Here is a 23,269-nt window from a genome sequence, read left to right as displayed (position 1 = left end):
TCTCTAATTCGAGACAACTATCCTAGCAGTCTCTCGCTCCGAGAAGTAACAGTAATTACGCCCGACGCCAGTCTGCATGTACGAACCGATGTCTCTGGATCAACAGACAGAACTCTCGCCCGACGAGGTCCATGCGGTCCTGACGCGCCACGAGACGGGCGTCCTCTCGCTTGCGAAGGCTGACGAGCCTTACGCTATCCCTATCTCCTACGGGTACAACCCCGAAACCGACTGTTTTTATCTCCGACTCGTCTCCACGCCTGAGAGCGAAAAACGTCAGTTCCTCACTTCCTCGCCCAGTGCGCGCCTCGTCGTCCACGAGGCCGACGGCGACAGCTATCGGAGCATCATCGCCGACGGAACTCTCGAACGGGTTTCACCCGACGACTTGACCGTCGAGCGCATCGTCCAGTACGGGGACGCAAAACGACCGCTGTTCGAAATTTGGGGGGAGACGAAACGAAACCTCGACATCCAACTGTTCGAACTCACACCCGACACTCTGAGCGGCCGCGAGGTCGAACTCGACCCCGAAACGCACGACACGTGATATCTCGCCGTCGCCTAGTCGCCGCCGAACTCCGCCGTCTCACAACCTAATTCAATGCCCGCCGGAATCCGCGCGACTGTCGAGTTCGACACGCCGTCAGTGTGTCAAATCGCCTCGATTGCACACGCGGCGGATTCAGCCGTCAACACCGTTTCCAGAAGCGTCGTCGCCGACTCCGACACCGCGAGCGTCTCGGAGTTCGTCGTCGAAACCGAGGACCCGCCCGACGACACGTCGCTCGACCCAATTTTCTCCTACGGGTCGAAGCATCTCTACCGGTTTTCTCACGACGACCCGACCGGCTGTCCGTGCGAGTGCCTCGGCGAGTTCGGCTGTCCTGTAGACCGGTATTTCGCGTACCAAGGAACGCTCACGCTCGTCTTCCACGCGGCCGATTACGAACAACTCCAGGATGTCATCGGCGAACTCCGCGAGCGATTCCCCGGGACCGACATCAAACGACTCGTCCGGTCGCCGACGAGCGACGCGCCCGGAGACAGCATCTTCGTTGACCGAAGCAAGCTGACGACTCGCCAGCTCGAAGTCATCCAAACCGCGTACGAGATGGGGTACTTCGAACGGCCTCGCGGTGCGAATGCGACCGAAGTCGCCGCCGCGCTCGACATCAACCAGTCCACGTTTTCGGAGCATCTCGCGGCCGCGCTCACGAAATTACTCGGCGATATCCTCGAAGCGAGATAGCGTTCCGGCGACGGAGTATATAAACGTCCCACGCTATCGTGGTTATCAGTTGGTCCCGTTTGCGCAGTTTTGTTGGAGTATGAGTCAGGCTTCAGTTTCCGTCTCCACTCGCTCTCAGACTCGCTCGCCATCTGCCGACGCCGACCAAGTCGTTGCTGACTCCGAGACCATCGGGACGCTCTTCGACGTTCTCGACGACGCCAACGCTCGCTGTATCCTCGACGCGACCGACGGTGTGGCGCTGTCGGCGAGCGAAATCGCAGACACCTGTGATATCCCGCTTTCGACCGCCTACCGAAAACTCGATCAACTCGTCGATGCCGGTCTCCTTTCGAAGAGCCTGCGCGTCTCGCGGTCAGGGAAACACACCTCGGAGTACGAACGCGCTATCGACGACGTTACCGTCTCGGTCACGTCGTCCGGACTGGAAGTCCGCGTCACTCACCGCGCCGTCGATTCGTCCGAGTCAGTCGTCACGTGAGTGTCGGCACGTCGTCTTTTTTCCCGCGGAACGTTCTCAGTCACAGTTTTCGAACCAGTGAGGTGACTCGCGGGACTCGCTGGTTCAGAACCGGTCGGGTTGCATATTCGCGGGCGACAGCTCACTCGCTTCGCTCGTTCGTGTTGTCGTCCGCAGAAGTATGCCGCCTCCCGGATTTGAACCTGAGGACGACTCACGATGTTCGTCTTCCAGGGTTCGAATCTGTCCGGCGTCAGTTCTCGACCGTTCGCTCCGCTCACGGTCTCAAAATATGCCGCCTCCCGGATTTGAACCGGGGACAGCTCGATCTTCAGTCGAGTGCTCTCCCAGTCTGAGCTAAGGCGGCGCACTCTCACAGATGCACAGCGGCGAAAAAACCATTTCGAATTCCGGCGCTATGAATCGGCGTACTCGGGTTGCTCCCATCCGGTCACGTCGCTCGGGATGAGTTCGCCGTTGACGTGCCACTCCCGCGGCCGGAACGTGATTCCGAGAAGCGTCGCGTAGAATCCGGCGACGAAGGCGACGACGATGTTCCCGGGGATGCTCCCGACGCTGGCGCTGGTGACAAGCGTCGTCGTATCCGTGTACGCCGTGAGTTGGATGACCCACGCGGCGAGCATCACGAGGAACAGCGGGAGGTACACCCGTCGAAGGCGGTGGGCTAACGCCTCCTCGAACGGAATCTTCAGGTTCGGCTTGCGGTAGTCCTCGCCGAGTTTCTGTCGCCAGTTCTCGTCAACGACACCACCATCGGGGTCGAGCGCGTAGGCGAACACGTTCTGTTGGAACATCCGCACACGAGACCGCCAGATGTCGTACGCGCGGAAGCGGCGCGCCTCAATGGCGAGGAAGATACACAGCGTCACCACCCCGAGCAGGATGATGTAATGCGGGTGCGTCTGTGCAGAAAACGACCACGTGAGGATACCCGCCATCAGCGTAATCGCCCAATTGCTCGTGCGGTCCAGTCGTTCGCGCCACGATTTCATACGGTGAATTTCACCACGATAGAGGTGTGCAAACGACGACCCTGGCCCCATCGTCTCGTCGAAGACGCCTGCCCCGATGTGTGAATCGAGGTTTTGCTCGGGTGGTTCTCGCTCCCCTTCCTCGGACATTGTTGTTCATTTTATGCACAACTACCGAACGATAAGAGCCTTCTGGGTTCTGTGAATGCATCACTTTCGACAGTGGACGACTCCCGTTCGACAGGCGCAAATCGAGACACGCACCGCTCACGGGGGTAAAAAATTCTCAGAAGTCTGTTCGTCTGCGTACGGAATTACAGGCGCGTGAGGTTCGTCGCGCGCGGGCCCTTGGGGGCCTGCTCGATGTCGAACTCCACTTCCTGCCCTTCTTCGAGGTCCGGGCCGCCAATATCTTCCATGTGGAAGAACACGTCGTCGTCCGCGTCGTCAGTAGAGATGAAACCGTAACCGCCTGTGTCGTTGAAGAAGTCAACCTTGCCTTTCGCCATTGCCTTCGTACAACGGCCCCACGGACGGTTAATCCTTCCGAATGTGTGTCTGTGTTTCTCACACGGTTGCTATAGCAAGCCACCCAGAGCGGCCGCTCACGGAGGTAAAAATACGGAAGAAAGTTCGTCAGTCTGTGAAGTTACAGCGGATGAACGGAAACCTGCTTAGAGGCGGGTAACGTTCGTCGCGCGGGGACCCTTGGGGGCCTGTTCGATGTCGAATTCGATTTCCTGACCCTCTTCGAGGTCCGGGCCGCCAACATCTTCCATGTGGAAGAACACGTCGTCGTCCGCGTCGTCAGTAGAGATGAAACCGTAACCGCCAGTGTCGTTGAAGAAGTCAACCTTACCTTTCGCCATTGCCTTTGAACCCTGTCTCCTCATGCGCATAAGTCTTCTGAAGATGCCGTCACCGACATTTCTGACCGTCTGGGACCCTCGCTGAAACGGGTCAATTCATTTCGTCTGCACGGGGCGTATCTCTCGAAAAATAGCTACCCATAGATACCCTTTTGTCATTCTGAATAGATATAGACAACTGATGAACACCCTCCTCGTTACGGTCGATTCCCTCCGTGCAGACCACCTCGCACAGTACGGTTACGACCGAGATACGATGCCTGCGCTCGACCGGTTGGCCGAAACTGGGACCGTCTTCGAGAACGCGTTTTCCAACGGCCCATACACGCGTATCTCGGTTCCGTCGTTTCAGACGTCGCACCACCTCGCATACGAGGCGATGGACGAATTTCCGACGATTGCGTCCATTCTCTCGACGGAGAGTGACACTACGACCGCAGTCGTGGGGACACAGACCGGAATCGGTCTCGTTGACGGCGACTTTCGGTTCGATGAGACGATCGACCTCGGCAGAGATTCCTACCACGAAACGGCGACCAGCGAGCGGTCGCTCACGGAGAAGCTCCGAGACCAGATCAACCGCCCGGCGACGAAGATAAGCAAGTACCTCCAACGGCGCGAAAACGAGCGCCTCTACAACGCGCTCCGAACGCCCTACAACGTCCTCTTCGAAGACGGCGGCTTCCAGTACTTGGGGTATACTAGTGCCGAACGAGTGACCGACCGAGCGCTGTCGTGGCTCGAATCGAACGCCGACTCCGACTTCTTCCTCTGGGTTCACTACATGGAGGCACACCGCCCGTACGGCGTCCACGACGACGACCCGGCGTATCTCGATAGCCCGCTCGACGAAGACCGAATCAAGGCGTTGATGAAGAAAGCCGGGTTGCGGCCGGACGAAATCACCGACCGAGAGCGTCAGTTGCTCATCGACCTCTACGACTCCGACGTTCGGTACTGTTCGCGGCATCTCGACCGACTGTTCGACGGTCTCGAAAGCCGCGGTCTCTGGTCCGACTGCAACATCCTGTTTTCGAGCGACCACGGCGAGGAGTTCCGCGAGCACGGCGCGTTCTTCCACCGAAACTATCCCTACGACGAACTCACGCACGTCCCGCTCCTCGTGAAGACGCCGACCGTCGATACTCCGGCACGAATCTCAGAGCCGAGAGAACTGCTCGACCTCGCACCGACAATCACGTCGTTCCACCTTCCCGAGTCGGTGACCCCCGAGTTCGAAGGCACACACCTGTTTACGGGCGACGCTCGGACGGTCTTTTCACTCGGACAGCCGAACGAAATCGCCCCCGCGGTCGCCGTTCGGACCGACGAGTGGAAACTCATCACGAGCAACTCGGTGGACCAACTCTATGACCTTACCGCCGACCCGGCCGAAGCACGGAACGTTATCGACGACAATCCGGACGTCGCCGCAGAACTCCGCGACCGCATTCCCGAGCACCTCGTCACCCGCGACGTCAACCCGCCACGAGCACCGAAAGACGACGTGGACCGAGAGCAACTGGAAGCCCTCGGCTACATGGAACTTCGGGAGTAGCGTTCTCCGGCAGTAAGGCCGCACGAAGGCTCGCTAGCAGGAATTCCGGATTTGAACTTCCCCACTCACTGTGTTCGCTCGCTGGTTTAGAATCCGGTCGGGTTGCATTGGATTCTCACGCGGTTCGCTCCGCTCACCGGTCAGAATCACAAGAATGCCGCCTCCCGGATTTGGAATTTTAACGGTATATAGTAAGCTTTGTAATCAGTTGTGATAAACAGCGAGAAATGTCTAATGCCAGTGGTCAATATTCTGTAGAATACTAATAAGATGGACCTAAGCGATATACTGAAAAAAGATAGTCGTGTTTTTTCCCGGGACGATTATACATGCGTGGCGTGTAATTCAGAAGGCGATTATGATAGCCTCTGGGCCGCTTCGTTTGGTGATGAACATATCCGGAGAACCGTATGTACCAGTTGTGCTCAACGGATTATCAAACTCATCTTCGAGGAGGGTCAGCGAACACCCAACAATAACCGAAACCTTAGCGAGGACAACGTGGGACTGCAAACTGAACGATATCTTGATGAGACTTTCGCATCTTTCTTCCGCTGGCTATTTGGACTTCCTCTCCGGTTGACAATCATATTAATAAGACTCTGTATTTTACCCTTCTATTTGATATATTTATTTCTCAAAGAAAATGGGAGTATTGAAGCGTTCAGAGAGGGTTACGAGAGTTCAATGTCTGAAGACAAAAATGATTGATGATAATGGTGTCCAGAACACATTATTTATGTTCTGTTTCGAATGTGGAACTTGGACAATCGCGCCACTCCAAGACGTGACCCACTACATCGGCGATATCCTTAATTAGACTATAGTAGAATTTGGAAGTCTTTGCTAGGACATCCGCCAAAGACTGGTGTCTCTAAGAACGATAGAACAGGTGAATTCTTCTGGGAGAAATCAAATACCCCCGACCCCCTTTATACTTTCAAAAATTGACACGTCTGCGACTTCTATAGCGATGGCCTTTGAATCCTCTCCTTGAGCGTTCTTTTTGTGTAGAAACCCGATTCCAAGTGCGTTAGTCATCTCCATGCGATTCAGGGCTGTTGGACGACTACCATTCAACTCCTCCATGACTTCGTTGGTCTTGGAAGTCTCCGGGTTCAAGCTGGACTAATTCACGTACAAGTCGTCGGCGCTTCCAAGTTCGAGCCTGAATTCCCCTATATACGATACCAATGATAGTCACTCGTCAACGACCTTCGCAATCAGATGTGGTCCCTCATACGCTTCCAAAATTCCATCAGGGTCGTCAAGGTCGGGAGTCGTGTGGTGGCTTAGCTCCCAGCGAATCCAGTCCTCAAACCCCTCTTCGATGGTTTCGACCACGTCGCCGTTCTCAATGATACCGAGGTCGTGTAGCTCGTCGTCGTGGTACATTTGAAAGAGAATCTGCATTAGCTATTCTTCGTCTTCTGCCAGCGGAACGGCGTTGATATAGTGGTTATTCAATGCCCGCCTCAGGTGGTTCTCGTCATCCAAGTCATACTCTCCTTTTATCGTCGCCCCCAGTTCGCCAGTAGGGTCCTCGACTATCTCGCCGTCAGCAATCTTCCCGAGGACATCCCAGCCGTCCCGCTCTTCGTTGAGTCCGAAAATGCGCAATGCCATGTGTCTTCTCCGTCCTCGATAATCACCTTGATTTGTCATAAGCCTCCCGAGAAAGACTGATTCAGCCTGCAATGGCCTTCAACAGTGAAGACGCCCTACTTGATGGTGTAGAGAATGCGTCCAGAGCGTAGTCTGTCAAGGTTCAGAGTTCCGTATCGAAATCGGATTCTTTCGCCCATCGCCCGTATGCATCATCGCTCAGGTCTTCGAGGATATGACGTGAATCCTCGCTATCGTAGCCCGCCATCACATACCCATTCGAGTACGAGGCAGCCAGATACCGGAGCAGTTCCCGTCCATCCGTGTACTCGCTGATGATTGGGTCGCGTTCGTCCTGAATCCGGTCTCGAAGCGATTCAGCCGTCGGCGTCTCGCCTATCACCTCACCTTCAATTGTAACTCGAGCTACCTCCTCTGGGTCCTCCCACGGGTTTCTGGAGATGATGACTTCGACCATTTCCTAGTCTGAGTGATTCTGTCTGCGATAATAGAGTTACTGTCGTAGAATTTGGTCATAGGTGGTCTGATCATAACCCCAGGCGTCGAATGAGTCAGAACGCCAGACAGGGTTGAGGCGCGCAAAAGTCCCTGTCAAATCTCCCTCCACGCAGTGATGGAGTATAAATACGGTAAAACGCTGTCTCGTGAATTAGATGCGAGGAAAACAACTATGCCGCCTCCCGGATTTGAACCTGAGGAAGACTCACGATGTTCGTCTTCCAGGGTTCGAATCTGTCCGGCGTCGGTTCTCGACCGTTTGCTCCGCTCACGGTCTCAAAATATGCCGCCTCCCGGATTTGAACCGGGGACAGCTCGATCTTCAGTCGAGTGCTCTCCCAGTCTGAGCTAAGGCGGCTTGTACTCTTCCGAAGCCGGAGCGAAGGAAAAAGACTTTCGAATCGCCTGTCGGCGATGGGTCAGCGTCGCTGGCCCTCGGTTGCACTCGTCCGCGCCCGCTCTGCGCGCTCGCGGATACCCTTCAACATCTTCCGTTCCATAGCGAACTGGACCGGCTCGACGAACAGCCGATTCATCACGCGCTCTCGGAGCGTCTCCGAGCGCCCCCGGAATCTGACCAGAAGTCTCGTCGCGCCGGGCGTCACCTCGTGCAACACGAACGTCCACGTCGCCTGACTTTCGCCGGTCTCCCAGCCGGGAGCGCTCAATACGAGGCTCCGGCCCGGGTCAACCAACGCGACGTGGAACGACGGCGTCTCCGACCCGGGTGGTCCGAGTCGCACCTCGTCACCAACGTCGAGACGCTGGTATTCCGGGAGGATACGGTCTGCGTTGTGTATCTCTAACCCGAAGAGAGTCTCCAGTCGCTCGTAACTGTAGAACCCGCCACGGCTTTGCCCCAACTGCACCAGCCACGGCCAGACGACTCGCGCCGGTGCCGCAATCGTGATTCCACGCGTTGACGATACGTCGCAGTCGCTGACGAAATCATCTCCCGGAAGCGACTCGGTCGCTTCGTCGTTCGTCGCCCCCCACTGTCTGTGCCACGGTCGAACTGCGAAGTGATACGCGCCGGCGATTGCGCCCCCCGCGAGACCGAGTGCCCGGATGCGTCGTTTCGTGCCCATTGCCCTCACTGCGTGCGTGACGTTTGTCAGGGGGTGAAATAACGCTACCCCCATCGTCTTTCGGCTCGGGTGACACCGAACCAGAGTAGCCCGCCGACGACCGCCCCGAGAACGTTCGCACCCATGTCTGCCACACTGAACGCCCGGTACGGAAGTCCGGCCTGTACGACTTCGATGCCTATCCCGTAGACGCTCGCACCCGCGATTGCGACCCAGATTTCGTGACGGTCGCCGCCGCGTACTGCGAACGCCAGCCCAAACGCGAACCCCGCATACCCGAGTGCGTGCAACCACTTGTCGAGTCCGACGAGTCCCAGCACCCCGCTCGGCGAGAGGCTCCCCGGCGGTGTCGAACTCACCGACGCGACGAGGATGACGACTGCGTAGGCGACGACGGCCAGCCTTCGGCGCGACGTGGGTTGTGTGTCGAGACGACTCACTGTCGAGACGTGCGGCTGTGTTCGAGTAAAAACATTCGTGTGGTACCGTGGCCGTTCAGACGACTCAGGCCCAGTTCTCTTCGTCGTATTGTGTCGTCAGGTGGACTCGGGTGGATTCGAACCTCGGTCGCTATCGCTCCCTGATTCGATTCAGTCCCGGGTTCACGAATTCGCGCTCGCTGTCGCTCGCACAGAATTAGTGGACTCGGGCGGATTCGAACCGCTCCGTCAACCTCGCTACGCTCGGTTGCCGCAAGGTTCTCCCACCCTCACAGATGTTTCTGGACTCACGTTGTTCGCCACAGAAACATGGGCTCGGGCGGATTCGAACCACCGACCTCAGCCTTGTAAAGGCCGCGTCATAACCAACTAGACCACGAGCCCGTACCCCAACTGTACCGGTTCGCGCTGATAACGGTTTTTGTTTCCTTCGACTCCCGGAACCCTTAGACACGTAGGGACCCTGCGTGTCGAGTGATGCCTTCTCGCGCACGGACTGCCGTCTTCGTCGTCGCCGTGTTGGTCGTCGCGGCGAGTGTGGTCTATCTCACGAACCCGGGAGCCGTCCCCGGGACGACGTCGGAGTACGAGCGAACCACGCTCACGGTGGTCGATGCCGAGACGGGCGACACGCTCACGGTGGTCGATGCCCGGGTCGCAGACACCTATCCCAAGCGCTACGTCGGGTTGAGCGAAAGCGAACCCCTCGACGCGGACGAAGGCATGTGGTTCGTCCACGACACCCCCGGAACCTACGCCTACGTGATGCGCGGTATGAACTTCTCGATAGACATCGTCTTCGTCGCCGAAAACGGCACAGTCACGGGCATCCACCACGCCGAACCCGCTCCCGAGCGAACGAGCGATTCCGACTTGACTCGCTACCGCGGGACCGGAAAGTACGTTCTCGAAGTCCCCTACGGCTACACGAACGAAACGGGAATCGACGTGGGTGACCGCGTCGTCGTCGGGTGAAACCGAGACTCCTAACGACCGACTATTCCGGCGTTAATCCAGCGAGCCTCGCTTTCTGCGCCGCATAACTTTACTGCGCTGCCACGTCCGCATTGCCGAATGATGACACGCCGGGTCACACGTCGAGAGGTGCTCAAGGGTGTCGGTGTTGCTACACTCCTCGGGGGAACGACAGGAATGCTCACGGTCGGGTCGCGGCTGGTTTCTGGCGACGCGACAATCACCGACCCCGGCCGGTATCACCTCGACGGTGATATCGACAGTCTGGAAATCGCCGCCGAGAGAGTCCGCGTCGATGGACGCGGCTACACAGTCAGAGGTGTGACGAAGATATCGGGACGGAATCTCTCGATTTCGGCCCTCGTGATGGGCGACGGCGTCCGAATATTCGACGCGCGGCAGGTGTCTCTCGACGACTCCCGAATCGACGTGCGGGCCAACCCGCAATCGGACGTGGATACGCTCCTCTCTATCGAAGACAGTGAGCACTGTTTCGTGACGGACACGGTACTGTACGCCACCGACCGGACAGGCGTCCAACTAACCAACGCGCACGACAACCGGTTTCGGTCGTGTACGATGACCAGCGCAATCGTCGTCTCACTCACTAACGCGGACAGAAACAGGTTCTCCGACTGCGAACTGCTGAGCGAGGAGTCGGTCGTCGTCCTGCACGAGAGCGACCGAAACGTGTTCAAGTCGAACGTCATCGACTCCGAGTCCCCCGGCTTCACGCTCGTCAACAGCGAGCAGAACCGACTGATCAAAAACGAACTCGACATCCTCGTCGCCGGGTTCGTACTCCGCGAGAGCGACCGCAACCTCGTCCTGAAGAACACGGTCGATGGCGATTTGGGCGCTCGCGGCGCGATATTGGCGGACGCCGACGACAACCGACTCGTCCACAACGACTTTTGTGACCTCGTGCTCCCGCACGCTGACGACCCGTTGGTCGTCGTCTCGCCGGACTCGACCGGGAACACCATCCGGAACGTCGAGTGTGGTGCAGACTCCGAGCCGTCATCGGAGACGCCACCGCCGATGACGCCCAAACCGGCGGAACCGACGCCGGAGACACCAAAACAACCGAAACATGACGAACTGTACTGTACGGTCTCCGACGAGTAGCCCTGGGGACGAGAGAACGAAAGGTCCGAATGTCCTGAACGCGACCACCGAGACATGGGAGAACGCGTCTCGGAACTCGCTGAACTGCAGGGGTGGCGTGCGGAAGGGTTCGCCGCGCGGGTCCACTACCGAGGTGCTGACGACGCCTACAGCATCGAGTATTACGAACCGTCGAACTGCATCGTCTACTGGAAAGTAAAAGACGACGGCGAACTGGCGGTGCCGGTCAGCAGGGAGACGGTTCCGAACCCGCTCCGCGAACGCGTCCGACAGGACCTCGACGAGGCGAATATCGACCCCGAAATCGAGGGGCGCGTCCTCTAACCGCGGGTTCGAGAGCGCGATAGCACCGAACCGTATCGACGCACAGAGAGTCACGACGCCGGACTACCGGCCGAAAACTCGGTCCACCCGAGCACTTTACTGCGAGCGTCCCCTGGAACGATGTCGTGTCTCCCGATACAGACGATGACCCGTTCGAAGACCAGAAAGAGCGGGTTGACAACCCGATGCGTCGGCTGTTCTCCGAATACGGGCGTGAGAACACCTTCCAGTTCGTCGTCGGCGTCCTTGCGAGCATCGCCGCTCGGGTGTTGGACCTCCTCCCGCCGGTCATCTTAGGACTCGCCATCGACGCGATTATCCGCCAAGAGAAGTCCTTTGCGGCCGGATTCCCCGTCCTCCCCGAGGCGTGGATTGCACCGTTCGTCCCGCCGGGTCGAAGCGGCCAGTTCGTCCTTGCCGTCGGCATCATCGTCTTCAGTTTCACCGCCGGTGCCGTCTTCCACTGGCTTCGAAACTGGGGATGGAACTCCTACGCACAGCAGATTCAACACGCCATCCGGACCGACACCTACGACCGGATGCAACTGCTCAATATGGACTTTTTCGCCGACAAGCAGACCGGAGAGATGATGTCCATCCTCTCGAACGACGTGAACCGCCTCGAACGGTTCCTCAACGACGGCATGAACTCGTTTTTCCGACTGTCCGTCATGGTGCTCGCAATCGCCGTCGTCCTCATCTCCTACAACTGGCAGTTGGCGATGGTCGCACTCCTCCCGGTCCCCCTCATCGCTCTGTTCACGTGGAAGTTTGTGGATATCATTCAACCGAAATACGCCGACGTGCGCTCGTCGGTCGGTAAACTCAACTCCCGCTTGGAAAACAACCTCGGCGGCATCCAAGTCATCAAGACGTTCAACGCCGAGTCCCACGAATCCGACCGTGTTGACGACGTGTCGATGGATTACTTCGACGCCAACTGGGACGCCATCAACACGCGAATCAAATTCTTCCCGGCTCTTCGAATTCTCGCGGGTATCGGCTTTTCCCTCACGTTCGTCGTCGGCGGTCTGTGGGTGATAAACGGCCAAGGTCCCGGCCCGTTCACCGGGACGCTCGAAATCGGTGAGTTCGTCACGTTCATCCTCCTCACCCAGCAGTTCGTCTGGCCTCTCGCCCAGTTCGGGCAAATCATCAACATGTACCAGCGTGCTCACGCCTCCAGCGCGCGCATCTTCGGGCTGATGGACGAACCGGCCCGCCTCGCCGAGCAACCTGATGCTCCCGACCTCACCGTCTCCGAGGGCCGCGTCGAGTACGACGACGTTACCTTCGGCTACGGCGACGGCGAGACCATCGTCGAAGACATTTCTTTCGAGGTCGGCGGCGGCGAGACGCTCGCACTCGTCGGCCCGACCGGTGCCGGGAAATCGACCATTCTCAAGTTGCTGATGCGGATGTACGACACCGACGAGGGGAGCGTCAGCATCGACGGACAGAACGTCCGCGACGTGACGCTCTCCAGTCTTCGGGAGTCCATTGCGTACGTCAGCCAAGAGACGTTCCTGTTCTACGGGACCGTCCGCGACAACATCACCTACGGGACCTTCGACGCCGACGACGAAGACGTGATTGCGGCCGCGAAAGCCGCCGAAGCCCACGACTTCATCTCGAATCTCCCCGATGGCTACGACACAAAAGTCGGCGAACGCGGCGTGAAACTCTCGGGGGGCCAGCGTCAGCGCGTCTCTATCGCGCGAGCGATTCTGAAAGACCCCGATATCCTCGTCCTCGACGAGGCGACTTCGGACGTTGACACCGAGACCGAGATGCTCATCCAGCGCTCGCTCGACAGCCTCACCGCAGACCGGACGACGTTCAGCATCGCACACCGTCTCTCGACGATCAAGGACGCCGACCAAATCGTCGTTCTCGAAGACGGCCGTATCGTCGAGTTCGGCACCCACGATGACCTCTTGGGCGACAACGGACTCTACGCCCACCTCTGGGGCGTCCAAGCTGGCGAAACCGACCAACTGCCGGACGAGTTCGTCGAACGCGCCGCTCGCCGACAGGCCGAAATCGACGCTGGCGACGACTGACGGCGGCCGAGGACGGCGGCTGACGGCGACCACCCGGAGATGCCGGCGGTGAAGGCCGCTCGCGGACCGCCCACCACTAAGACGGCTCCCGCCTTTCTCTCGGCATGCGACTCTCCGAGGCCACTTGGACAGCGGTCGCCGACCTTGACACCGACCTCGCGCTCCTCCCGGTGGGGAGCACCGAACAACACGGTCCGCACGCACCGCTCGGTACGGACGCTCTTAACGCCGAATCCATTGCCGAAGCGGGTGCGGCGGCGTTCGACGGCGACGTTCTCGTCGGTCCGACCATCCCGGTCGGCGTCGCGGAAGAACACCGCGCCTTCGACGGGACGCTGTGGGTCTCGCCCGATACCTTCCGCGCGTACGTCCGCGAGACCATCGAATCGCTCGCCCACCACGGATTCGACCGCATCGTCGTCGTCAACGGCCACGGCGGCAACGTCGAAGCCCTCGCGGAGTGTTGTCGCCGCGTCTCTCGCGGCGGCGACGCCTACGCCGTCTCGTTTACGTGGTTCGACGCCGTCGGCGAACACTCGTCGGACATGGGACACGGCGGCCCACTCGAAACCGCACTGCTCAGACACACACACCCCGAACTGGTCCGCGAAAACCGAATCGAGGAGGCACGAGACGGCGGGTCGGACCACTGGGGCGAGTGGGTCTCGGGCGTCAACCTCGCACACGACTCCGACGAGTTCACCGATAACGGAGTCGTCGGGGACCCAACCGACGGCGACGCGGAGCGCGGGGAGAAATTAGAATCGCTCGCGGCCGACGCGCTCGCGTCGCTGGTTGCCGCAGTCGAAACGCGGAACCTCGACTAAGCGCGGGTGGCTACTCTTCTTCTTCTTCTTCTTCGTCGTCCTCACTTTCGGCGGCTTCTGCGGCTTCGGTGAGCGCGCCGCGCAGTTGCGGCATCGTGTTGGTGAGTTCGCCGACGAGTTCGTGGGCGTCTTCGACCATCTCGATGAGTTCTTCCAGTTCTTCGATTGCGTCTTCGAGGTCGTCGGGGTCGTCGAACGCCTCGGCGCGCTGGCCGATGACGAACCACTTTTTCGCCTGCCGGACGTGCTCGGCCGCGCCTTCGACGTCGAGCGAGGAGCGAAGCCCGTTGAGGACGCCGAGTACGTTGTTTGCGTCCGCATTCCACACGTCGTCCGCGTCCGGGAGGGACGAACGGGCCTCGTCGAGGTGCGTCTCGACATCGGCACGCATCTCCGCGGCCGCCTCTCCGAACAACTCGTCGTCGCCGAGCGTGCTTTGACTCATGCCAGCACATTCGGCACGTGGAGGTTTAAAAACGACCCCAAAAGTGAAAGTGAAATCGGGAGACTCGATTGCGGTCGCGGGTGATTTCTCACGGGATGTCACCGAGGTATGCCGCGTCCCGGGTGCCGCTTTCGACACGTTCTCGAAGCGGGTCGGCGAGTCCGCGCGGGAAGAACCACAATTCGGAGAGCGAATCGACCGCGAGCCACTCGACGCTCACCTGCTGAGGGTCTTTCAGCATCGGTTGAGTCCGCTCACCGGAACCGAGTTCACACCAGAAAAAGTGGTCTACGCGCTGGTCGTCGTCGCTTCCGTCCTCGAAGTGACTCGACGGCACGAAATCCCGGACGAACGCGAGCGACTCGACGGAAACCTCGTAGCCGGTCTCCTCGCGGACTTCTCGGCGCACCGTCTCTGCGAGGGTTTCGCCCCGCTTTTGCTCTCCGCCGGGTGTCAGATACCAGTGTTCGCGCTCGGACTGGTACTTGACCGTCAGGAGGCGACCGTCGTCAACGACGAGGCCGCGGGCGGCGATTCGCGGGTTCATGTTTCGACCGAGACGAGTTTCATTAGCGGGTAGCCGTCTTCCATCTCCATTTTCGTACGGGCGGTCACGCCCTCGTACTCGATTCGCATCTCGACTTCCATGAAGCGGCCCGTGAGTTCGGTGTAGTCGGCCGTCGAATCGGCGAGTTCGGTTTCGAGCGCGTCGTCGAGAATCGTGACCGACACGGACTCGCAGTAGGGCTGGTTCTCGATAGAGTCCGCCATCGCCCGTTCGAGACTGCGGGCGCTTTCGGGTGACACCGGCGTGCCAGCGAACTGGTGATAGAGCGTCCCGAATTTGATGCCCGCCTCGAAGCAGGCCGTCTGCGGGTCTGTAACCATAGCTGGAGATATGTCGCTCGCAATTAAAGTTCGCCGGTCGGTCGCGCCCCCGCGGGTACGAACCGGACCTTACTTAATCTCCCTTATCGGACCTAGAATCGAATGGACCAGCCGGTTTTGCTGACGGGGGCTGGCGGGCGCGTCGGCCAGGCGATATTAGGGCACATCGGCGAGGCCTACGACTGGCGGCTACTGGACCGCGAGCCACTGTCTGACGAAAAGATTCCTGCATCAGTTGACTCGACGGACGTGTACGTCGCAGACGTCACCGACGAGACCGCCGTGCGAAACGCCATGGACGGCGTGCACGCGGTTATTCACCTCGCGGGCGACCCGCGTCCCGAAGCGCCGTGGGACAGCGTCCTCCGGAACAACATCGACGGCACGCAGAAGCTGTTCGAAGCCGCCGTCGATGCAGGCGTCGAGAAGTTCGCGTTCGCCTCTTCGAACCACGCCGTCGGCGCGTACGAGACGACCGACAGAACCCCGGAGATGTACCGCACTCACCACGAGTTCCGACTCGACGGAACCGAGCTCCCGCGTCCGAGTAACCTCTACGGTGTGAGCAAGGCCACGGGCGAGACGCTCGGTCGATACTACCACGACCACCACGACCTCTCGGTCGTGAACGTCCGCATCGGCAACCTCACCCAACACCACCCGCCGAAAGAGTACGAACGCGGACAGGCGATGTGGCTTTCGTACCGCGATTGTGGGCACCTCTTCGAGTGCTGTATCGAGGCCGACTACGGCTACGAAATCGTCTACGGCATCTCCGACAACGACCGCAAGTACTACTCTATCGAGCGCGCCCGCGAAGTGCTCGGCTACGACCCGCGGGACAACTCCGCGGAGTTCACCTTCGAGGGCGAACCGCTGGACGAAGCTTGATTCGAACGGCAGGTTAGTCGAACAGACCGGTCACGTCGTCTTCACGCCGACGCTTTCGTCTGACGTGTTCTGTCAATCGCTGAAAGACGAGTCCGCGCTGTGTCTCGTTTTGCACGAAGTCGAAGACCATCGCGGTGAACTGCGTTTGCGTCCCCGTTTCGACCTCGGCGCGAGCGTATTCGATTGCGTCCGTAACGACTGACTCATCGTACCCGTCTCGCTCTTCTGCGAGCGTCTCGGCGGCGACGACGATGGCTTCGAATTCGAGGTCGCCGTAGGTAACGACCCGACCGTCGAACCGGAGTTTCGGTGGTGTGTGCCCGTTCTCGCCCGCGTCGGTAGCCGCAGTATCGGCGTTGGAATCTGCGTGCGCGGTGGCGTTGGTGTCCGTAGCAGTGGCGGCACCGGCGTCGGTGTTAGTGTTGCTGTCGGCTTCGCGGTCGCTCTCGGCGTCGGCAGTGGTACCGGTGTCGGCGGCGGTGCTGTTTTCACCGGCGGCCGCTTCGAGGTGCGCGAGATACGACCGAACGGCGTCGAGATTCACGCCGCGGTAGTCGTCGTCGAGACCGGACAGATACTCCCGTGCGCTTCGTGCGAGACCGACCGCGCCGGCGTCGTTGTCGTCTCGGACGTGGTGGACCGCCGCGGTAAATTGGATGAGTCCGTGGAGAAATCGCTCGTCGTCGGTCTCGTCTTCGAGACGGAGCCACGTTGCCTCCCACGCGCCGTGTGCCGCCCGGTACGCGCCCGCGTTGTAGATGGCGATGCCGGCGCGAAGCGAATCGTCCATGCGTGCGGTTGTCCGCGGACGACTAAAGGTTCCGCGCACGACGGTTTTACCCGGCAGGGCGGGCATACTTATCCGTGTTCGGAACATATGTGGTATAATAGCACATGACTAACCCCGAATCCCTCGACCGAGGTATCGAACGATGACCCAGTCCCCGGTTTGTATTCGCTGTGGCGAACAGTATCTGTTCACTCGGATGTACAAGGGTAATTACTGCCAGGACTGCCACGGAGATTGGACTCCGAAGCCACGGTCCGAGGAAGCGCCTCGTCCCCGTCCGCAGAGTCCCCATACCACGTCGTCTGTCCGACGGCGTGATGCTGGCGAGGTGGCCGAAGAACCCGAACCGCCATACGACGAGGCGTGAGGACCTATTTTTTGCGCGTGTAACCACCGGTAGCCGATGCTCCGGATTTTTGCGAGAATCGACGTTAGGATTGCATTAATCGGCGTCGTGACTCACCTCTTCAGTGGCTGTGTAGTACCGAACCCGAGAGACACGGAGGTCTCTCGAAAGTCGGGTTTCGTAGAAGATAACGTCCTGACGGAGATTTGAACTCCGGTCCCTGGCTCCGCAAGCCAAGAGGATAGTCCACTACCCTACCAGGACTGTCTTACTGCATCCTTCGGTACTCGACGGTTACTTAAGACGGTTACGATGTAGGATGCCAGTGAACCGCGGGACCACGCCACGGGCTTGGCTCGAATATCCCCGAGTAGCGGCACATTCTGGACACAAGCTCTTTTTTGTGAGATTCCCTACCAGTAGTCGTGAAACGACGCGCCCTCCTCGTTGGTGCCGCCGGGTTGTGTGCGACGCTCGCCGGGTGTACGAACGACGGTGACGACGGGAACGACAGTGACGGCGACGACGAGCAGTCGCCCACCGCCACGGAGACGACCACTCCGACGGAGACGCCCGCCCATCCGCGACTCGTCGGCCGGACCCTCTCTCCCGAGACGGCTCGTAACTGTTCTCCCGATGGCCAAGCGCAGATTTCGCACACGACGACGGGTGTCGAGATTTCCGGGTGCATTTGGGGGCGAAACGGCTGTTCTGTCGCCCGTCTCGGTCGCACCGACTACGATGTCGAGGCGGATGTCGCAACCGTCGTGGTCGAAACCGTCGAAGACGCCGAACCCGGTGAGGCGTGTACGCAGGCGATTGTCGTCCGTGGCTACGTGGTTCAACTCCGCTTCGAGGTCGGCCTTCCCGAGCAAGTCGTCGTCGTCCACGACGACGCGAACGGGCGGCGGGAGGTCGCCCGCCGAACTCGAAACGAAAGCGAGTCAAAACGACAATAACGCGGCGAGACGCGGCTCGCAGACCTCCGACTGCACCCCGAACTGCTTCCCGAACCGCACTCTCTAATCGCCGCCGAACGTTCATATCTGAAACCGGAGCTACCACCGCTATGTCACTCGATTCACACCGCCTCTCGGAGGCTTCGACCGAGCGGAAAACAACGCTTAAGCGCCGCCCTTCCCTGTTCGTCCATAGTATGAGTACGACGTGTGGTCTGCCGCGACGTGCGCACTTTGTGCAGGGAGGTGACGCCTGATGGGCGTCATCGAAGACGTCTACGACGACCTCGACACCGACGTCGCGTTCGAGGAGTTCGAAGCGGCGGTCAACGACAAGGTCGAACAGATGGGCGGTCTCGCGGACGAGGAAACCGCCGCGATGCTCATCGCCCACGAACTCCGCGACGAGGAGGTAAACGGCATCGCCGACATCGAACCCGGGATGGAGGACGTGAAGTTCCTCGCAAAGGTCGTCAGCATCGGCGAACTCCGCACCTTCGAACGCGACGACGAGGACGAAGACGGCCGAGTCATCAACATCGAAGTCGCCGACGAGACCGGCCAGATTCGGGTCTCGCTGTGGGACGGCATGGCCGCTGGCGCTGAGGAGAACCTCGAAGTCGGAACCGTGCTTCGCGTCGCCGGCCGACCCAAAGAGGGATACAACGGCGTCGAAGTCAGCGCGAGCAAAGTCGAAGAGGACCTCGACGCCGACGTCGATGTCCAAGTGCTCGACACCTACCGCGTCGAGGACCTCGCGCTCGGCCTGTCCGACGTGAACCTCGAAGGCAAGATTCTCGACACCGGAACCGTCCGTACCTTCGACCGCGACGACGGCTCTGAAGGGCGGGTCTCTAACCTCTCTGTCGGCGACCCGACCGGCCGCATCCGCGTCACGCTCTGGGACGAGCGCGCCGACCTCGCCGAGGAACTCGAAACCGGCCAGTCGGTCGAAGTCGTAGACGGCTACGTCCGCGAGCGCGACGGCTCGCTCGAACTCCACGTCGGCTCTCGCGGCGCAGTCGAGGCCATCGACGAGACCATCGAGTACGTGCCCGAGACGACGGATATCGGCGCGCTCGAACTCGGCCAGACGGTCGATATCGCGGGCGGTGTCATCGAGTCCGATGGGAAACGAACGTTCGACCGCGACGACGGCTCTGAGGGGCAAGTTCGGAATATTCGCGTAAAAGACGACACCGGCGACATCCGCGTCGCTCTCTGGGGCGAGAAAGCCGACACCGACGTTGACCTCGCCGACTACGTCGTCATCACCGACGTTCAAATCAAAGACGGCTGGCAGGACGATCTCGAAGCCTCCGCTGGCTGGCGCTCTTCGGTCACGGTCATGGACGACGCGCCCAGCGACGCGGGCGGCACCACCGATACCGACGCGGCCAGCACGAGCGACCACGGTCTCGGTGCCTTCTCCAGCGACGGGAGCGCCCCCGAGTCGTCCGCGGGCGACGACACTGCGGTCGAATCGGATGCGTCGTCAACGGCCGATTCGTTCGAGAGCGCCGGCGAGTCGGTCGAATTCACTGGGACGGTCGTGCAGGCAGGCAACCCGGTCATCCTCGACGACGGTTCGCAGACGAAGACCGTCGAGACCGACGCGGACCTCGGACTCGGGGACGAAGTGACGGTCAACGGAACGGAGACCGACGGCCGCATCGACGCGGAGACGGTCGAAGTCCACACCGGCGCACAGCGGTAACACGACCGTTTACACCCGTCAGCTCGGTAGAGAGCGGTGCGTGAGATAAAATCCAAGTGGCACCGCTACGGAAAGGATTATACGCCGCACGGACCCGATATGTGGGTATGAGTGTCGAGCTACCGTTCGCCCCGGTAGACGCGATTATCCGGCAGAACGCAGGTGAGTTGCGAGTCAGTGCAGGCGCCGCCGAAGCGCTCGCCAGTCGGATTCAGGACCACGGTGCTGAGTTGGCGATAGACGCCGCCGAACGGGCGACGGCGGACGGTCGCAAGACGTTGATGGCCGCTGACTTCGGGGTCCAGCAGGTCGTTGACCGGGACGACCTCTATCTCCCCATCGCACCGATCGACCGCATCGCTCGCCTCCGAATCGACGACCGCTACCGCGTCGCAATGGACGCCCGAATCGCACTGGCCGATATCCTCGAAGACTACGCCAACAACGTGGCGGGTGCCGCTGTCAAACTCGCCCACCACGCCGACCGCCGGACGGTCCAAGCCGAGGACATCGAGACCTACTTCTCTCTTTTCGAATAATGCGCTTCGGATACAACGAAACGTGTCTCGAACACGACACCGGTCCGCGACATCCTGAAACGGCCGACCGCCTCCGCGCGATTCGCCGCGGGTTGGCGAAACGCCACGGCGTCGAGTACGTCGAAGCGGCACCCGCCGAGAAATCGACCGTCGCCGCCGTCCACGAGGACGCCTACGTCGATGAGTTCCACGATTTCTGCCGGAGCGGCGGCGGCAACTGGGACCCAGACACCGTCGCCGTCGAACAATCGTGGGTCGCCGCGCTCGCCTCCGCGGGTCTCGCCGAGTGGGCCGCGCGCACCGCGCTCGACGGCGACGACGGCCGCGACACGCCCTTCTCACTCGGTCGCCCGCCGGGGCACCACGCCGTCGAAGACGACGCCATGGGCTTTTGTTTCTTCAACAACGCCGCCGTCGCCGCGCAAGCGGTCATCGACGACGGTCTCGCCGAGCGCGTCGCTATCTTCGACTGGGACGTCCACCACGGCAACGGCACGCAGGACATCTTCTACGACCGCGACGACGTGTTCTACGCGTCGATTCACGAGGACGGACTCTACCCCGGCACCGGCGAACTCGAAGAAACCGGCGAGAGCGGTGCTGAAGGAACGACTCTCAACGTTCCGCTTCGTGCTGGCGCGGGCGACGCCGACTACGTCTACTCGTTCGAAGAGGCTATCGCGCCCGCGGTTGAGCGGTTCGACCCCGACCTGTTCATCGTGAGCGCCGGCTTCGACGCCCACCGACACGACCCGATTTCGCGGATGCGCGTCTCGACCGAGGGCTACGCGATGCTCACGGCACACGTCCGGAAACTCTGTGACGATACCGACGCCGCAATCGCGTTCGTTCTCGAAGGCGGCTACGGACTCGACACGCTCTCAGAAGGCGTCGCAATCGTCCACGAGACGTTCGACGGCCGCCACGCCATGGAACCGGACGAGGACCCCGCCGACAAGAACATCGACCTCATTGACGATGTCCGAGACGTTCACGGTCTCGGGTCGAAGTAACGGGCCAACTCGCCGCCGAACGTCGCCGCGAGGGTGGCCACCTCGTCGCCGACGAGCACGTCGTATCCGTCTTCTCGAAGCGTCGATTCAACGTGTTTGCCGAGCGCGACGTCGAACAGTGCGCCGCTCGTCAGAAACGCCGTTGCGGACGTGAACTCGCGCTCGCGCTCGACGACGTAGCGGTCGCCATCGAGAAACGGCCCGTAGTAGCCGTTTCCGTTCTCGTATGCGCCGTAGAACCCTTCAGCGTGCTGTCTGACGTGAACCGGCGGGCCGACGTGGCGTTCGACTGCGGGCCGTTCGGCGACCGACAGTTCGACGAAGAGCACGGCGTCGTCGGCGGCGAACAACTCGGTTCTGAACACGTCGAAGCCGCGTCTGTCGAGTTCGTCGGCGACGCCGTCGAGCGACTTCCGGAGTTGCGGATAGAGTTGGTCGTCTACGAGGTCCGGCGCGTCGAAGACGACGGCCGCCGCGGTCGTCCCGCGGCGGTCGAGATGCGAGCGAACCTCGTTCGCGTCGAGTACCGGAGGGTCGGCGCGGAAAAATAGCTCCTCACGCGGGTCCGCGAGGAGGTCCCGAGCGTAGTGCTGGAGTCGCGCGACGTTCTCCGCCGAGCAGACGGCCGCGACGTTTCGCTCGGAGTCCGTCGGGTCGATGACGACGAGCGGGTCCGAAAACGTCCGTGTGCCGTGGTCTTCCGGGTCGAATTCGACCTGCGGGTGCCAATCGCTCGCCGCCTGTATCAGGGGTTCGAAGCCGCCGTGTTCGAGGACGAGGAGTTCGGCGAGGTAGCCCGAGAACCCTTCCGTTCGGAGATCGCTTCCGTATGCACCGATGCCTTTCAGGAAGCGCTTGAACACGCGCACGTCGGCGGCGAGGTCGTCGTCGAGATGCTCGACGAGGTATTCGTTGTGGAACGGCGTGCGGTCCACTGCCGAACGAATCTCAGGGGCTGTCGGCACGTCGTAACACGGAACGAGGTCCACGTCGAAGCCGTCGTAGTCGCCTTTGACGTACGGGTGTTCGGCGTACTCCTCGTGGCCGTTGGGGAGGACGGCGTGGCCGACTTCGAGTCCGTACGATGCTAACTGCTCGCGGTCGAGGTCGTCGGGAAACCGAACGAAGAGGTCGATGTCGCGGTCGCCAGAGAGCCACGTTCCGCGGGCGGTACTGCCGACTTGGAGCACGTCAGCCGTCACTGGCACGTCGTCGAGTGCGTCGTGGACGCGGGTTTCGAGTGCCGCCGCCGCGTCGGCGAGCGCTCGGCGTTCCGCCTCGTCGGGGTCGATGCGCTCGCGGACTGCGGCGACGACCGCGGCGAGGTCCGAGTTCGTCATGCCTGTTGCTTCCGCGTCGGCGGGCGAAAGCGTGACGGTGCTTCGATGGCCCCGTCAGTCGGTGTCATCCGTCAGCCGTCGTGCAAAAACGAAAGCCCTATGAAGAAACGTCGAATACGAAGGAGTGCAGACGAAAGCCGCCGTAGCTCAGTTGGTAGAGCACCTCGCTGTTAACGAGGTTGTCCCAGGTTCGAGTCCTGGCGGTGGCGCTTCTCTCACTTTCAACGCCTTCGAGCAACGT

General features: G+C 60.6%; 28 protein-coding genes and 5 tRNA genes. 16 read left to right on the top strand and 17 right to left on the bottom strand.

Annotated features, from left to right (window positions below; translation table 11 throughout):
• Positions 1–88 precede the first annotated feature (88 nt).
• From C440_RS06800 to C440_RS06790, 3 genes are all read left to right on the top strand, one after another.
• Positions 89–550, top strand: a complete 462-nt coding sequence (locus C440_RS06800) for a pyridoxamine 5'-phosphate oxidase family protein (protein ID WP_049915590.1) — start codon at positions 89–91, stop codon at positions 548–550.
• Between the two features lie 54 nt (positions 551–604).
• Entirely contained in the window at positions 605–1,252 is a 648-nt protein-coding gene (locus C440_RS06795) for a DNA-binding protein (protein WP_008319595.1), read from the top strand.
• Between the two features lie 79 nt (positions 1,253–1,331).
• The gene (locus C440_RS06790; protein WP_008319594.1) at positions 1,332–1,733 is read left to right on the top strand and encodes an ArsR/SmtB family transcription factor; all 402 of its coding nucleotides are present in this window, start codon (positions 1,332–1,334) and stop codon (positions 1,731–1,733) included.
• A gap of 272 nt (positions 1,734–2,005) precedes the next feature.
• Here C440_RS06790 and C440_RS06785 read toward each other — a convergent pair.
• The 4 genes from C440_RS06785 to C440_RS06770 all read right to left on the bottom strand — a co-directional run bounded on the left by C440_RS06785 (position 2,006) and on the right by C440_RS06770 (position 3,573).
• Positions 2,006–2,079: transfer RNA gene (locus C440_RS06785), tRNA-Phe, on the bottom strand.
• A gap of 49 nt (positions 2,080–2,128) precedes the next feature.
• Positions 2,129–2,854: a DUF2270 domain-containing protein gene (locus tag C440_RS06780; RefSeq protein ID WP_008319593.1), complete on the bottom strand. Its 726-nt coding sequence runs from the start codon at positions 2,852–2,854 to the stop codon at positions 2,129–2,131.
• Positions 2,855–3,018: 164 nt separating this feature from the next.
• A complete protein-coding gene (locus C440_RS06775) occupies positions 3,019–3,213 on the bottom strand; it encodes a cold-shock protein (RefSeq protein WP_008319592.1) in 195 nt (64 codons plus the stop codon).
• Positions 3,214–3,378: 165 nt separating this feature from the next.
• Positions 3,379–3,573 carry a cold-shock protein gene (locus C440_RS06770; RefSeq protein ID WP_004057907.1) on the bottom strand — a complete coding sequence of 65 codons (195 nt, stop codon included), beginning with the start codon at positions 3,571–3,573 and terminating at the stop codon, positions 3,379–3,381.
• A gap of 181 nt (positions 3,574–3,754) precedes the next feature.
• Between C440_RS06770 and C440_RS06765 the strand changes: the two genes are divergently transcribed.
• The gene (locus C440_RS06765) at positions 3,755–5,131 is read left to right on the top strand and encodes a sulfatase (protein WP_008319591.1); all 1,377 of its coding nucleotides are present in this window, start codon (positions 3,755–3,757) and stop codon (positions 5,129–5,131) included.
• 1,200 nt (positions 5,132–6,331) lie between these two features.
• Here C440_RS06765 and C440_RS06760 read toward each other — a convergent pair.
• From C440_RS06760 to C440_RS06730, 7 genes are all read right to left on the bottom strand, one after another.
• Positions 6,332–6,526: a hypothetical protein gene (locus tag C440_RS06760; protein WP_241432005.1), complete on the bottom strand. Its 195-nt coding sequence runs from the start codon at positions 6,524–6,526 to the stop codon at positions 6,332–6,334.
• Positions 6,527–6,547: 21 nt separating this feature from the next.
• Positions 6,548–6,757, bottom strand: a complete 210-nt coding sequence (locus tag C440_RS06755; protein ID WP_008319589.1) for a hypothetical protein — start codon at positions 6,755–6,757, stop codon at positions 6,548–6,550.
• Positions 6,758–6,899: 142 nt separating this feature from the next.
• Entirely contained in the window at positions 6,900–7,214 is a 315-nt protein-coding gene (locus C440_RS06750; RefSeq protein WP_008319588.1) for a hypothetical protein, read from the bottom strand.
• Between the two features lie 325 nt (positions 7,215–7,539).
• Positions 7,540–7,613: transfer RNA gene (locus C440_RS06745), tRNA-Phe, on the bottom strand.
• Positions 7,614–7,674: 61 nt separating this feature from the next.
• A complete protein-coding gene (locus tag C440_RS06740) occupies positions 7,675–8,343 on the bottom strand; it encodes an SRPBCC family protein (protein WP_008319587.1) in 669 nt (222 codons plus the stop codon).
• A 44-nt stretch (positions 8,344–8,387) separates the two neighbouring features.
• Complete coding sequence (locus C440_RS06735; protein ID WP_008319586.1) at positions 8,388–8,783, bottom strand: VanZ family protein; 396 nt, start codon at positions 8,781–8,783, stop codon at positions 8,388–8,390.
• Positions 8,784–9,093: 310 nt separating this feature from the next.
• Positions 9,094–9,167, bottom strand: a tRNA-Val gene (locus C440_RS06730).
• Between the two features lie 93 nt (positions 9,168–9,260).
• Between C440_RS06730 and C440_RS06725 the strand changes: the two genes are divergently transcribed.
• The 5 genes from C440_RS06725 (at position 9,261) to C440_RS06705 (ending at position 14,100) form a co-directional block, all read left to right on the top strand.
• On the top strand, positions 9,261–9,758 hold the full coding sequence (locus C440_RS06725; RefSeq protein ID WP_008319585.1) for a DUF192 domain-containing protein: 498 nt from the start codon (positions 9,261–9,263) through the stop codon (positions 9,756–9,758).
• A gap of 99 nt (positions 9,759–9,857) precedes the next feature.
• A complete protein-coding gene (locus C440_RS06720; protein WP_241432004.1) occupies positions 9,858–10,886 on the top strand; it encodes a NosD domain-containing protein in 1,029 nt (342 codons plus the stop codon).
• Between the two features lie 54 nt (positions 10,887–10,940).
• Positions 10,941–11,210 (top strand): DUF7538 family protein, encoded by a 270-nt coding sequence (locus C440_RS06715; protein WP_008319583.1) that lies wholly within the window; start codon positions 10,941–10,943, stop codon positions 11,208–11,210.
• Between the two features lie 125 nt (positions 11,211–11,335).
• Positions 11,336–13,273 (top strand): ABC transporter ATP-binding protein, encoded by a 1,938-nt coding sequence (locus tag C440_RS06710; protein ID WP_008319581.1) that lies wholly within the window; start codon positions 11,336–11,338, stop codon positions 13,271–13,273.
• A 104-nt stretch (positions 13,274–13,377) separates the two neighbouring features.
• Complete coding sequence (locus C440_RS06705; protein WP_008319578.1) at positions 13,378–14,100, top strand: creatininase family protein; 723 nt, start codon at positions 13,378–13,380, stop codon at positions 14,098–14,100.
• Positions 14,101–14,110: 10 nt separating this feature from the next.
• Here C440_RS06705 and C440_RS06700 read toward each other — a convergent pair whose 3' ends face one another.
• The 3 genes from C440_RS06700 to C440_RS06690 all read right to left on the bottom strand — a co-directional run bounded on the left by C440_RS06700 (position 14,111) and on the right by C440_RS06690 (position 15,433).
• A complete protein-coding gene (locus tag C440_RS06700) occupies positions 14,111–14,545 on the bottom strand; it encodes a DUF5790 family protein (protein ID WP_008319577.1) in 435 nt (144 codons plus the stop codon).
• Between the two features lie 88 nt (positions 14,546–14,633).
• The gene (locus C440_RS06695) at positions 14,634–15,092 is read right to left on the bottom strand and encodes an NUDIX domain-containing protein (RefSeq protein WP_008319575.1); all 459 of its coding nucleotides are present in this window, start codon (positions 15,090–15,092) and stop codon (positions 14,634–14,636) included.
• Entirely contained in the window at positions 15,089–15,433 is a 345-nt protein-coding gene (locus C440_RS06690; RefSeq protein ID WP_008319574.1) for a dihydroneopterin aldolase family protein, read from the bottom strand. Before C440_RS06690 ends, C440_RS06695 begins: the two co-directional genes overlap by 4 nt.
• A gap of 102 nt (positions 15,434–15,535) precedes the next feature.
• Between C440_RS06690 and azf the strand changes: the two genes are divergently transcribed.
• Positions 15,536–16,324 carry an NAD-dependent glucose-6-phosphate dehydrogenase gene (gene azf / locus C440_RS06685; RefSeq protein ID WP_008319571.1) on the top strand — a complete coding sequence of 263 codons (789 nt, stop codon included), beginning with the start codon at positions 15,536–15,538 and terminating at the stop codon, positions 16,322–16,324.
• Between the two features lie 13 nt (positions 16,325–16,337).
• Here azf and C440_RS06680 read toward each other — a convergent pair whose 3' ends face one another.
• On the bottom strand, positions 16,338–17,114 hold the full coding sequence (locus C440_RS06680) for a DUF309 domain-containing protein (protein WP_008319570.1): 777 nt from the start codon (positions 17,112–17,114) through the stop codon (positions 16,338–16,340).
• 142 nt (positions 17,115–17,256) lie between these two features.
• Here C440_RS06680 and C440_RS18260 point away from each other — a divergent pair, with 142 nt between their 5' ends.
• Positions 17,257–17,481: a DUF7564 family protein gene (locus C440_RS18260; RefSeq protein ID WP_083894004.1), complete on the top strand. Its 225-nt coding sequence runs from the start codon at positions 17,257–17,259 to the stop codon at positions 17,479–17,481.
• A gap of 170 nt (positions 17,482–17,651) precedes the next feature.
• On the opposite strand, the gene C440_RS06675 is transcribed toward C440_RS18260, so the two are convergent.
• Positions 17,652–17,724, bottom strand: a tRNA-Arg gene (locus C440_RS06675).
• A 161-nt stretch (positions 17,725–17,885) separates the two neighbouring features.
• On the opposite strand from C440_RS06675, the gene C440_RS06670 reads away from it, so the two are divergent.
• From C440_RS06670 to C440_RS06655, 4 genes are all read left to right on the top strand, one after another.
• Positions 17,886–18,419 carry a hypothetical protein gene (locus tag C440_RS06670; RefSeq protein ID WP_008319568.1) on the top strand — a complete coding sequence of 178 codons (534 nt, stop codon included), beginning with the start codon at positions 17,886–17,888 and terminating at the stop codon, positions 18,417–18,419.
• Between the two features lie 256 nt (positions 18,420–18,675).
• Positions 18,676–20,136: a single-stranded DNA binding protein gene (locus tag C440_RS06665; protein WP_008319566.1), complete on the top strand. Its 1,461-nt coding sequence runs from the start codon at positions 18,676–18,678 to the stop codon at positions 20,134–20,136.
• 107 nt (positions 20,137–20,243) lie between these two features.
• Positions 20,244–20,675 (top strand): histone, encoded by a 432-nt coding sequence (locus C440_RS06660; protein ID WP_008319563.1) that lies wholly within the window; start codon positions 20,244–20,246, stop codon positions 20,673–20,675.
• Entirely contained in the window at positions 20,675–21,688 is a 1,014-nt protein-coding gene (locus tag C440_RS06655; protein ID WP_008319562.1) for a histone deacetylase family protein, read from the top strand. Before C440_RS06660 ends, C440_RS06655 begins: the two co-directional genes overlap by 1 nt.
• On the opposite strand, the gene cca is transcribed toward C440_RS06655, so the two are convergent.
• A complete protein-coding gene (gene cca, locus C440_RS06650) occupies positions 21,667–23,028 on the bottom strand; it encodes a CCA tRNA nucleotidyltransferase (protein WP_008319561.1) in 1,362 nt (453 codons plus the stop codon). The two genes, C440_RS06655 and cca, sit on opposite strands and share 22 nt — an antisense overlap.
• 136 nt (positions 23,029–23,164) lie before the next feature.
• On the opposite strand from cca, the gene C440_RS06645 reads away from it, so the two are divergent.
• A tRNA-Asn gene (locus tag C440_RS06645) sits at positions 23,165–23,237 on the top strand.
• Positions 23,238–23,269 lie beyond the last annotated feature (32 nt).

The sequence above is a fragment of the Haloferax mucosum ATCC BAA-1512 genome (genome assembly GCF_000337815.1).
Lineage (GTDB): Archaea > Halobacteriota > Halobacteria > Halobacteriales > Haloferacaceae > Haloferax > Haloferax mucosum.
This window is presented reverse-complemented; position numbering and strand designations above follow the sequence as displayed.

What these genes read in the sequence shown, in the direction of transcription:
- C440_RS06800 (WP_049915590.1), top strand. Translation starts at nt 89, where the DNA reads ATGTCTCTGGATCAACAGACAGAACTCTCGCCCGACGAGGTCCATGCG.
- C440_RS06795 (WP_008319595.1), top strand. Translation starts at nt 605, where the DNA reads ATGCCCGCCGGAATCCGCGCGACTGTCGAGTTCGACACGCCGTCAGTG.
- C440_RS06790 (WP_008319594.1), top strand. Translation starts at nt 1,332, where the DNA reads ATGAGTCAGGCTTCAGTTTCCGTCTCCACTCGCTCTCAGACTCGCTCG.
- C440_RS06780 (WP_008319593.1), bottom strand. Translation starts at nt 2,854, where the DNA reads ATGTCCGAGGAAGGGGAGCGAGAACCACCCGAGCAAAACCTCGATTCA.
- C440_RS06775 (WP_008319592.1), bottom strand. Translation starts at nt 3,213, where the DNA reads ATGGCGAAAGGCAAGGTTGACTTCTTCAACGACACAGGCGGTTACGGT.
- C440_RS06770 (WP_004057907.1), bottom strand. Translation starts at nt 3,573, where the DNA reads ATGGCGAAAGGTAAGGTTGACTTCTTCAACGACACTGGCGGTTACGGT.
- C440_RS06765 (WP_008319591.1), top strand. Translation starts at nt 3,755, where the DNA reads ATGAACACCCTCCTCGTTACGGTCGATTCCCTCCGTGCAGACCACCTC.
- C440_RS06760 (WP_241432005.1), bottom strand. Translation starts at nt 6,526, where the DNA reads ATGTACCACGACGACGAGCTACACGACCTCGGTATCATTGAGAACGGC.
- C440_RS06755 (WP_008319589.1), bottom strand. Translation starts at nt 6,757, where the DNA reads ATGGCATTGCGCATTTTCGGACTCAACGAAGAGCGGGACGGCTGGGAT.
- C440_RS06750 (WP_008319588.1), bottom strand. Translation starts at nt 7,214, where the DNA reads ATGGTCGAAGTCATCATCTCCAGAAACCCGTGGGAGGACCCAGAGGAG.
- C440_RS06740 (WP_008319587.1), bottom strand. Translation starts at nt 8,343, where the DNA reads ATGGGCACGAAACGACGCATCCGGGCACTCGGTCTCGCGGGGGGCGCA.
- C440_RS06725 (WP_008319585.1), top strand. Translation starts at nt 9,261, where the DNA reads ATGCCTTCTCGCGCACGGACTGCCGTCTTCGTCGTCGCCGTGTTGGTC.
- C440_RS06720 (WP_241432004.1), top strand. Translation starts at nt 9,858, where the DNA reads ATGATGACACGCCGGGTCACACGTCGAGAGGTGCTCAAGGGTGTCGGT.
- C440_RS06715 (WP_008319583.1), top strand. Translation starts at nt 10,941, where the DNA reads ATGGGAGAACGCGTCTCGGAACTCGCTGAACTGCAGGGGTGGCGTGCG.
- C440_RS06705 (WP_008319578.1), top strand. Translation starts at nt 13,378, where the DNA reads ATGCGACTCTCCGAGGCCACTTGGACAGCGGTCGCCGACCTTGACACC.
- C440_RS06700 (WP_008319577.1), bottom strand. Translation starts at nt 14,545, where the DNA reads ATGAGTCAAAGCACGCTCGGCGACGACGAGTTGTTCGGAGAGGCGGCC.
- C440_RS06695 (WP_008319575.1), bottom strand. Translation starts at nt 15,092, where the DNA reads ATGAACCCGCGAATCGCCGCCCGCGGCCTCGTCGTTGACGACGGTCGC.
- C440_RS06690 (WP_008319574.1), bottom strand. Translation starts at nt 15,433, where the DNA reads ATGGTTACAGACCCGCAGACGGCCTGCTTCGAGGCGGGCATCAAATTC.
- azf (WP_008319571.1), top strand. Translation starts at nt 15,536, where the DNA reads ATGGACCAGCCGGTTTTGCTGACGGGGGCTGGCGGGCGCGTCGGCCAG.
- C440_RS06680 (WP_008319570.1), bottom strand. Translation starts at nt 17,114, where the DNA reads ATGGACGATTCGCTTCGCGCCGGCATCGCCATCTACAACGCGGGCGCG.
- C440_RS18260 (WP_083894004.1), top strand. Translation starts at nt 17,257, where the DNA reads ATGACCCAGTCCCCGGTTTGTATTCGCTGTGGCGAACAGTATCTGTTC.
- C440_RS06665 (WP_008319566.1), top strand. Translation starts at nt 18,676, where the DNA reads ATGGGCGTCATCGAAGACGTCTACGACGACCTCGACACCGACGTCGCG.
- C440_RS06660 (WP_008319563.1), top strand. Translation starts at nt 20,244, where the DNA reads ATGAGTGTCGAGCTACCGTTCGCCCCGGTAGACGCGATTATCCGGCAG.
- C440_RS06655 (WP_008319562.1), top strand. Translation starts at nt 20,675, where the DNA reads ATGCGCTTCGGATACAACGAAACGTGTCTCGAACACGACACCGGTCCG.
- cca (WP_008319561.1), bottom strand. Translation starts at nt 23,028, where the DNA reads ATGACGAACTCGGACCTCGCCGCGGTCGTCGCCGCAGTCCGCGAGCGC.